General features: G+C 61.2%; 8 protein-coding genes. All 8 read left to right on the forward strand.

What is annotated here, in order from left to right; all coding sequences use genetic code 11:
* The first annotated feature begins 275 nt into the window (after nucleotides 1–275).
* The 8 genes from ACW9IR_RS27515 (at nucleotide 276) to ACW9IR_RS27550 (ending at nucleotide 8,100) form a co-directional block, all read left to right on the forward strand.
* Nucleotides 276–1,322, forward strand: a complete 1,047-nt coding sequence (locus ACW9IR_RS27515) for an isopenicillin N synthase family dioxygenase (protein WP_102899103.1) — start codon at nucleotides 276–278, stop codon at nucleotides 1,320–1,322.
* Between the two features lie 27 nt (nucleotides 1,323–1,349).
* A complete protein-coding gene (locus tag ACW9IR_RS27520) occupies nucleotides 1,350–2,159 on the forward strand; it encodes a MetQ/NlpA family ABC transporter substrate-binding protein (RefSeq protein ID WP_457465765.1) in 810 nt (269 codons plus the stop codon).
* On the forward strand, nucleotides 2,156–2,956 hold the full coding sequence (locus ACW9IR_RS27525) for a methionine ABC transporter ATP-binding protein (RefSeq protein WP_457465767.1): 801 nt from the start codon (nucleotides 2,156–2,158) through the stop codon (nucleotides 2,954–2,956). Before ACW9IR_RS27520 ends, ACW9IR_RS27525 begins: the two co-directional genes overlap by 4 nt.
* A complete protein-coding gene (locus ACW9IR_RS27530; protein ID WP_150795388.1) occupies nucleotides 2,953–3,624 on the forward strand; it encodes a methionine ABC transporter permease in 672 nt (223 codons plus the stop codon). Before ACW9IR_RS27525 ends, ACW9IR_RS27530 begins: the two co-directional genes overlap by 4 nt.
* Nucleotides 3,625–3,632: 8 nt before the next feature.
* The gene (locus tag ACW9IR_RS27535) at nucleotides 3,633–5,189 is read left to right on the forward strand and encodes a sugar ABC transporter ATP-binding protein (protein ID WP_457465769.1); all 1,557 of its coding nucleotides are present in this window, start codon (nucleotides 3,633–3,635) and stop codon (nucleotides 5,187–5,189) included.
* The gene (locus ACW9IR_RS27540; RefSeq protein ID WP_457465771.1) at nucleotides 5,182–6,207 is read left to right on the forward strand and encodes an ABC transporter permease; all 1,026 of its coding nucleotides are present in this window, start codon (nucleotides 5,182–5,184) and stop codon (nucleotides 6,205–6,207) included. Before ACW9IR_RS27535 ends, ACW9IR_RS27540 begins: the two co-directional genes overlap by 8 nt.
* A gap of 23 nt (nucleotides 6,208–6,230) precedes the next feature.
* Nucleotides 6,231–7,286: a substrate-binding domain-containing protein gene (locus tag ACW9IR_RS27545; protein ID WP_457465773.1), complete on the forward strand. Its 1,056-nt coding sequence runs from the start codon at nucleotides 6,231–6,233 to the stop codon at nucleotides 7,284–7,286.
* Nucleotides 7,287–7,434: 148 nt separating this feature from the next.
* Nucleotides 7,435–8,100 (forward strand): sulfite oxidase-like oxidoreductase, encoded by a 666-nt coding sequence (locus ACW9IR_RS27550; RefSeq protein WP_457465775.1) that lies wholly within the window; start codon nucleotides 7,435–7,437, stop codon nucleotides 8,098–8,100.
* Nucleotides 8,101–8,178 lie beyond the last annotated feature (78 nt).

Below are 8,178 nucleotides of genomic sequence, written 5' to 3' on the forward strand. Positions count from 1 at the left end.
CTGAACGCTTTGTACCGAATCCAACCCGGTTTTTCAGGTCGGCGCATAACGCAAGTCAACTCGGTCGGCTCCCTCTCCCTCGGGAGAGGGCTGGGGTGAGGGGAAATCAGGCCTAAGGTAATGCGAAAAAGATATTGGCTCTGCATTTTTAAGATCGTTTAGTTTTGTCGCAACGACGAATCAAAACGCATCAAACCGATAGACCCCGATTGCCATGACGGCACACGCTGAATCGATCACAGGTTTTTCAGGTTTGATTCACACGGGAGTGAATCATGCCGCATACCCTCGATATCTCCACATTACCGACCCTAGACCTGTCGCTGTTCGAAGGCACAGCGCAACAGCGCTACGAATTTCTAGAAAACCTGCGCCACGCCGCCCGCGACGTCGGGTTCTTCTACCTGACCGGGCATGGCATCGACAACGCGTTGCTCAAGCAGGTACAGGCCCACGCCCGGCAATTCTTCGCCTTGCCCGACAGCGAAAAAACCGCCGTCGGCATGATCAATTCGCCGCACTTTCGCGGTTACAACCGTGCCGCTTCGGAGATCACCCGTGGCCAGCCCGATCTGCGTGAGCAGTTCGATCTGGGCGCCGAGCGCGAGGCGTTACCATTGACGGCGAACAGCCCGTTCTGGGCGCGGCTGCAAGGCCCCAACCAATGGCCGGCGGCACTGCCGGAACTGAAACCTTTGCTGCTCGAATGGCAGGAGGCGATGACGCGGATGTCGTTGCGCCTGCTGCGTGCGTTTGCTCAGGCACTGTCGCTACGGGCCGATGCGTTTGATCAGCTCTACGGCGACAAACCCAACGAACACATCAAGTTGATGCGCTATCCCGGCCAGTCCAGCGAGTCGAGCCACCAGGGCGTCGGTGCGCACAAGGATTCCGGGTTCCTCAGCTTCCTCCTGCAAGACCAACAGGCCGGTCTGCAGGTCGAAATCGAAGAGGGCCGCTGGATCGATGCGTTGCCGCGCGAGAACACCCTGGTGGTGAACATCGGCGAACTGCTCGAACTGGCCAGCAACGGTTATCTGCGGGCCACGGTGCATCGCGTGGTTTCGCCTCCGGCGGGTAGCGAACGCCTGTCCATCGCCTTCTTCCTTGGCGCGCAACTCGATGCGGTGGTGCCGCTGTATCCGCTGCCCACCGCACTGTTGCGCGAGGCGCGCGGGCCGGCCAGTGATCCGCTCAACCCACTGTTTCGCGATGTCGGCTGGAACTACCTCAAAGGTCGTTTGCGCTCGCATCCCGATGTCGCGCAACGCTTCTACGCCGATGCGCTACTGCCGCCACCGCCCGTTCGTAAATCCGCCTGACTCATCACTCGCTCAAGGACTCCGCACATGATCAAGAAAGCAGGTTTGACCCTGGCCGTGCTCGGCGCGCTGGTGACGTCGTTCGGTGCGCAGGCGCTGGAGCCGTTGCGCGTCGCCGCTGACCCGGTGCCCCACGCGCAGATTCTGGCGTACATCCAGAAAATCGATCCGCAACTCAATCTCAAAGTCATCGAGATCCCCAATGGTGTGAACTCCAACGAGCTGTTGGTGCACGGTGACGTCGACGCCAATTACTTCCAGCACCTGCCGTACCTGAAATCCCAGGAAAAGGCCCTCGGCGAGAAGCTCGCGGTGGCCGCCACGGTGCATATCGAACCCTTGGGCATCTATTCGCACCGGCACAAGAGCTTCGCTGACGTGCCGGATAAAGGCACGGTCGCCGTGCCCAACAACGTCACCAACCTGAGCCGCGCGCTGTACCTGTTGCAGGACAATGGCCTGATCAAACTCAAACCCGGCTTCAACGATCCGGCCGCCGATCAGGCAACGCCCAAGGACATCGCCGAGAACCCGAAACAGCTGAAGATTCTCGAGATTGAATCGCCGCAGATTCCGCGCTCGCTCGACGACGTCGATCTGGCGGTAATCAACGGCAACTACGCGCTCGACGCGGGCCTGGTGCCCGCCAAGGACGCTTTGGGTCTGGAGAAAGCCGAGCACAATCCTTACGCCAACATTCTGGTGACCACGCCCAAGCTCGAACACGACCCGCGTATCGCGCAACTGGCCAAGGACCTGACGTCGCCCGAGGTCGCCAAATACATCACCGACAACTTCGCTGGCTCGGTGATTCCGGTGGCGGGCGGCAAGCCATGATCGCCGTCGAGCAGTTGAGCAAGACTTACCCGTCGGCCGCGCAACCGGCACTCGATCAGGTCTCGCTGAGCATTCCCGACGGCGCGGTCTACGGGATTCTCGGGCGCAGTGGCGCGGGCAAGTCGACGTTGCTGCGCTGCCTCAATCTGCTCGAACGACCGGACAGTGGGCGCATTCTGCTGGATGGCGTCGACCTGACGACGCTGTCCGTCAGCGAACTGCGCCAGCAGCGCCAGCGCATCGGCATGATCTTTCAAGGCTTCAACCTGCTGCATTCGCGCACGGTGTTCGACAACATCGCGGTGCCGCTGGAAATCGCCAAGGTTGGCAAGCCGTGGCGCCATGTGCGGGTGCGCGAGTTACTGGAACTGGTCGGCTTGAGCGACAAGGCGCAAGCCTTTCCTTCGCATTTGTCCGGCGGCCAGAAACAGCGTGTCGGCATTGCCCGCGCCCTCGCTGCTGAGCCGGCGTACCTGCTCTCGGACGAGGCCACCAGCGCACTCGACCCGGAAACCACCGAATCGATCCTGCAATTGCTGCGCGACATCAACCGGCAACTGGGCGTGACCATCGTGTTGATCACCCACGAACTGGAGGTGGTCAAGTCGATCTGCGACCACGCCGCATTCATGGCCAACGGACGTCTGGTCGAAGCCGGGCCGGTGGCACGGCTGCTGGCCGATGCGCAATCGCAACTGGGCGCTTCGCTGCGACCGACCTGCGGCTTGCCGCTGGGCCACGCTGCGCCGGGCCTGAGTTTTCTCAAGCAATACGGCGTAAGGGCAGCGCACTCATGAACCGCACGGTCAATTGGGATGAAATCCTGCAACTGGTGTTCAACGCCACCGGTGAAACCTTGTACATGGTTCTGCTCGCAGGGCTGTTCACGCTGCTGATCGGTTTACCGCTGGGCGTGTTGCTGTTTATCAGTCGCCGCGAAGGGCTGCTGCCGATGCCACGCTTGAATGCCGTGCTGGGTGGCGTGGTCAACCTCGGTCGCTCACTGCCCTTCGTAGTGATGCTGATCGCCCTGATCCCGCTGACGCGGCTGGTGGTCGGCACGACGCTGGGCAGCACCGCTGCCGTGGTACCGATCACCATCGGCGCCTTTCCGTTCTTCGCGCGCATCGTCGAAAACGCCCTGGACGAAGTCGACAAGGGCCGCATCGAAGCGATCCTCGCCATGGGCGGCGACATCGGTCATGTGATTTTCAAAGTGCTGTTGCCTGAAGCGTTGCCGGCGTTGCTGGCCGGGATCACCTTGACGCTGGTGATGCTGATCGGTTTTTCCTCGATGGCCGGGGTGATCGGTGGCGGTGGGCTGGGTGATCTGGCGATTCGTTACGGTTATCAGCGTTTCAACAATGAAGTGATGGTTGCCACGGTGGTGGTGTTGGTGATCCTCGTCCAAGGCGTGCAAAGCCTGGGCGATCGGTTGGTTCGTTCGCTGGCGCATCGCCGCTAAGGATTTGTATGAGTGTGCCGGTCGCTATAGTTCGCGAGCCACTGATTCGTGTGCGGGAGTTGAGCAAAATATTTGGCGCGAGCCGGGCGCTGGACGCGGTCAGCCTGGACATCTATCCCGCCGAAGTGGTGGCGCTGCTCGGCGCCAATGGTGCGGGCAAGTCGACTCTGGTGAAGATCCTCGCGGGCAGCCAGACTGCCGACGCTGGCGAGATCTGGCTGGAGGGCGCGCCACGCCATTTCAGTTCGCCGCTGTCGGCGCGACGCTTCGGTATTGTCGCGGTGCACCAGCAGATCAACGAGGGCATCGCACCGGGTTTGAGCGTCGCGGAAAACCTCCTGCTCGATGAACTGTGCAAGCCGGACGCGGACTTCTGGCTCAATCGTAAACGCCTGCTGGAGCGCGCCGCGAGCATTGCTGCCGGGTTGGGTTTGACCTTGCCACTGGAGCAGCCAATCGAACATCTCGGTCAGGCCGAACGGCAATTGGTGGTGCTCGCTCGGGCCTTGGCTTTGCAGCCGCGCCTGCTGATTCTGGATGAGCCGACGGCGGCGCTTTCCGATGCCGAGGCGCAGCGGCTGTTTGGATTGATCGACACCTTGCGCACTCGCGGCGTGGCGATTCTGTACATCTCCCATCGACTCTCCGACCTGCAACGCGTGGCAGATCGCGCCATTGTGTTGCGGGATGGGCAGTTCGCGGGCGAGTTCACCGCTCGGCAATTGCCGGAAGCGGTGAGCGCCATGCTCGGGCAGGCGCTGGCCGAGCATGTTTATCAGCCGTGCGTGGCCGGGCGCGAACTGTTGAAACTCAACGCCATGCAAATTCTGCCGCGCTCCGCCGCGTTCGATCTGAGCCTGCACGAAAATGAAGTGGTGGTGCTGACCGGGCTGTTGGGTGCCGGTAAAAGCGAAATCGCCGAGGTGCTGTTCGGCCTGCGTAAAGCGGCCTCGGGCAGGGTGCAACTGGATGGCGCTGACTGGCGTGCGGACTCGCCACGTCAGGCGATTCAAAGCGGGGTTTTCTTCGCGGCCGAAGATCGCGCCAGTCAGTCGCTGATACCTGATTTTTCTTTGCGTCGCACCCTGACTTTGCCGTTTCTTGAACGCTTTACCCGCGGCGGTTTCATCCGCAACCGCGCCGAAGCGGCAGCGGTCGAGGCACAGGTGGCGGCGCTGGGGATCAAGTCTGCCGGTATCGATGTGCCAATGTCCGCGCTGTCGGGCGGAAATCAACAGAAAGTCGTGCTCGGCCGCTGGCTGCTCGGCGAAGGGCGGGTGTTGATCCTCGATGAACCCTTTCAAGGCGTCGACGTGCGTGCCCGCCGCGACATCGGCCAACTGCTGCGCGACAGCGCCAAGGGCCGGGCGACGCTGGTGATTTGCGCCGATGTCGATGAAGCCCTGGAAATTGCCGATCGCATCCTGCTGGTGCGCGATCACGCGGTGGTCGCCGAGTACCCGCGCGCCGGCCTCAATCGTGCTGATCTGGTCGCTGCATTGGCCGGCAGCGACGTCACCGAACATTCCCCTCAAGCCACGCCAAGGAGCAGAGCGAGTGCCTGATTCAAGTTCACTGTTATCGACCGAGCCGGCACGCGCCGAACGTCTGCTACACGTATTGATTCGCTACGGCCTGCTGTGGCTGCTGGCGCTGATCGTGGTGTTTTTCAGTGTGGCCGAGCCGGCATTTCTGCGCGTCGGCAACCTGTTCAGCATCCTGCAATCGGTGTCGATTGTCGCGCTGCTGGCGCTGGGCGTGACGCTGACCATGGCGGTCGGCGGCCTCGATCTGTCGATTGGCGCGGTGGCGGCGATGAGCCTGATGATCGCCAGCTACGTGATGGTCGTGCTCGGCTGGGGGGCGGTGCCGGCGGTGTTGATCAGTCTGGCGGGCGGGGCGCTGGTCGGCCTGCTCAACGGTTGGCTGATCGTCAAGTTGCGGGTGCCGGACATTCTCGCGACGCTGGGCAGCATGTTTCTGGTGATCGGCGTGCAGCTGATTCCCACCGGTGGACGCTCGATTGCGGTGGGCATGACCTTGCCCAGCGGTGAGGAAACCGAAGGTACGTTCAGTGCCGCTTTTCTTGCACTGGGGCGTGGGCGGTTGTGGGAGGTGGTGCCGATTCCGGTATTGATCACGGCGGTGGTAGCGGTGGCGGTGTGGCTGTTTCTCGAACGCACGCGCATTGGTCGTTTGTTCTATGCCATCGGCGGCAACGAGCAGGCCGCACTACTGGCCGGGGCACCGGTGCAGCGCTTCAAATTATTGGCTTACGTGCTCTCGGCGTTGCTCGCATCGCTCGGCGGATTGTTGCTCGCGGCGCGCTTGGGCCGTGGTGACGTCAGTTCCGGTAACGGCCTGGTGCTGGATGCCCTCGGCGCGGCGTTGATCGGTTTTGCCGTACTCGGCGCGAAGAAGCCCAACGCCTTTGGCACCCTGGTCGGTGCGCTGCTGGTGGCGGCGCTACTCAACGGCCTGACCATGCTCAACGCGCCATATTACGCACAGGATTTCGTCAAGGGACTGGTATTGGTGCTGGCCCTGATGTTCACGTTCGGCCTCGCGCATCGGGCGCGTTGAGCCGCTTTATGCAAGGAAGTTGTATGCACGGTTCAATCACACAATTCGCCCGTCATTGCCTCGCCGGTGCGTTGCTTTCGGCAGTGGCTCTGAGCGCTCAGGCCAAAGCCTTGCCCGGCGCGCCCGCACCGTTCGATAAAGGTCAGGTGCAGATCGCGCTGGTGGGGTATTTGTTCTCTGGGGACTTTCCCGAGGCGTATTTGCGTGGCGTGGAAAAACAGACCGAAGCGCTCGGTGCCAACCTGCGCGTATTCGATGCCCGACAGCAGGCGGCGAGTCAGGGCGAGATGATCGATCAGGCGGTCGATCTGGGCGTCGACGGCATCATCGTCCAACTCGGCTTGGCCGAAACCCTTAAAGCACCGATTGATCGCGCTATCGCCAAAGGCATCAAAGTCGTCGCTTTCGATGTGGATCTGAACACGCCACAAGTGACCCAGGTCGAGCAGGATCACCACGCGCTGGCTCGTCTGGCGCTGGATCAAGCCGTTAAGGACAACGGCACCAAGTTCGATGCCGGCTACGTGTATATCAGTGGTTTTACGCCGATGGAGCGCCGCGACGAGATCTGGAGTCAGGTCAAGAAAGCCAATCCGGGGATCGTCGAGAAGGCACGTTTTGGCACGTTGAATCCGCCGATCGCCAACTCGGTGGCGGATCAGGCCAGCGCCGTGCTTCGAGCCAATCCAGGCATCAGCGTGATCTTTGCGCCGTTCGATGAGTTTGCCAAAGGCGCGAAAATTGCCGTCGACGAGGCAGGGCTGACGAGCAAGGTGAAGATCTACAGCGCCGATATTTCCACCGCCGATATTCAGATCATGAAAGAGCCGGACAGCGCCTGGGCGGCGACGGCAGCGGTCAATCCGCAAGTGGCCGGGGCGATCAGCGTGCGCAGTCTGGCGATGTTGATTGCCGGGGAAAATCCGGGGCATCAGGTGCTGGTACCGCCGACGCTGATTACCCGTCAGCAGTTGCTGGATCTGGATGTGAAGAATGTTCGAGATCTGGCGCAGAAACTCCCAGGCTTTGGTGATACCGCCAATGTCGCGCGGGCGCCGTGGATTCCTGTGGCCAACTAGATCCTCCTACCGACAACGATCCCCTGTAGGAGCGAGCCTGCTCGCGATAGCGGATTTGAATCCAACATCGTTGCCGGCTGATCCACCGCTATCGCGAGCAGGCTCACTCCTACAGGAGATTGGGGGCACCCTTGAAAATGGAGTGACTATGCATAACAAAGCTTCGCGATTACGCAAAAGCCGTTCTCCGAAATCCGATCCGGCGCTCGGTAATCGACTGCCCCCGGGCCAAGTGCTGACGGAGCGTTTTCCAATCCTGCACGAAGGCGAAGTACCAGAATACGACCTCGCCAACTGGTCTCTGCGCCTGTTCGGCACGCACGCCCAGCCAATCGAATTACGTTACGCCGATCTGCTGGCACTGCCGCAACGGCAACTGCGTTGTGACATCCATTGTGTGACGCGCTGGTCGAAGTTCGATACTGAGTGGAGTGGGGTGCATTTGCAGGATCTGTTGCAGGCGTTCGATATCCAACCGACGTCGGCCTTCGTCATGGCCCACGCCGACCCCGATTACCAGACCAACTTGCGACTCGACGATCTGCTGCACCCCGACAGTCTGTTGGCCACCCACTACGCCGGCCAGCCGTTGACCGCGCAACATGGCTGGCCGCTACGGCTGGTGGTGGCGGGGCGGTATTTCTGGAAGAGCGCGAAGTGGCTGCGCGGGCTTGAATTTGTCGATCAGGAACAACCAGGGTTCTGGGAGCAGAACGGTTTTCACCTGCACGCTGATCCGTTTGCCGAGCAGCGATTCAGTGGCGATGAACTGGATATTGCCGAGGATGCCTGGCTGGTAAAGGAGTTCGACTAAGTAGTGCCCGACGCAGATCAAAACTGTAGGAGTGAGCCTGCTCGCGATAGCGGTGTATCAGTAAAAAAGTTGTCAACT

Source organism: Pseudomonas sp. SDT291_1_S447 (assembly GCF_054070155.1).

What these genes read in the sequence shown, in the direction of transcription:
- ACW9IR_RS27515 (WP_102899103.1), top strand. Translation starts at nt 276, where the DNA reads ATGCCGCATACCCTCGATATCTCCACATTACCGACCCTAGACCTGTCG.
- ACW9IR_RS27520 (WP_457465765.1), top strand. Translation starts at nt 1,350, where the DNA reads ATGATCAAGAAAGCAGGTTTGACCCTGGCCGTGCTCGGCGCGCTGGTG.
- ACW9IR_RS27525 (WP_457465767.1), top strand. Translation starts at nt 2,156, where the DNA reads ATGATCGCCGTCGAGCAGTTGAGCAAGACTTACCCGTCGGCCGCGCAA.
- ACW9IR_RS27530 (WP_150795388.1), top strand. Translation starts at nt 2,953, where the DNA reads ATGAACCGCACGGTCAATTGGGATGAAATCCTGCAACTGGTGTTCAAC.
- ACW9IR_RS27535 (WP_457465769.1), top strand. Translation starts at nt 3,633, where the DNA reads ATGAGTGTGCCGGTCGCTATAGTTCGCGAGCCACTGATTCGTGTGCGG.
- ACW9IR_RS27545 (WP_457465773.1), top strand. Translation starts at nt 6,231, where the DNA reads ATGCACGGTTCAATCACACAATTCGCCCGTCATTGCCTCGCCGGTGCG.
- ACW9IR_RS27550 (WP_457465775.1), top strand. Translation starts at nt 7,435, where the DNA reads ATGCATAACAAAGCTTCGCGATTACGCAAAAGCCGTTCTCCGAAATCC.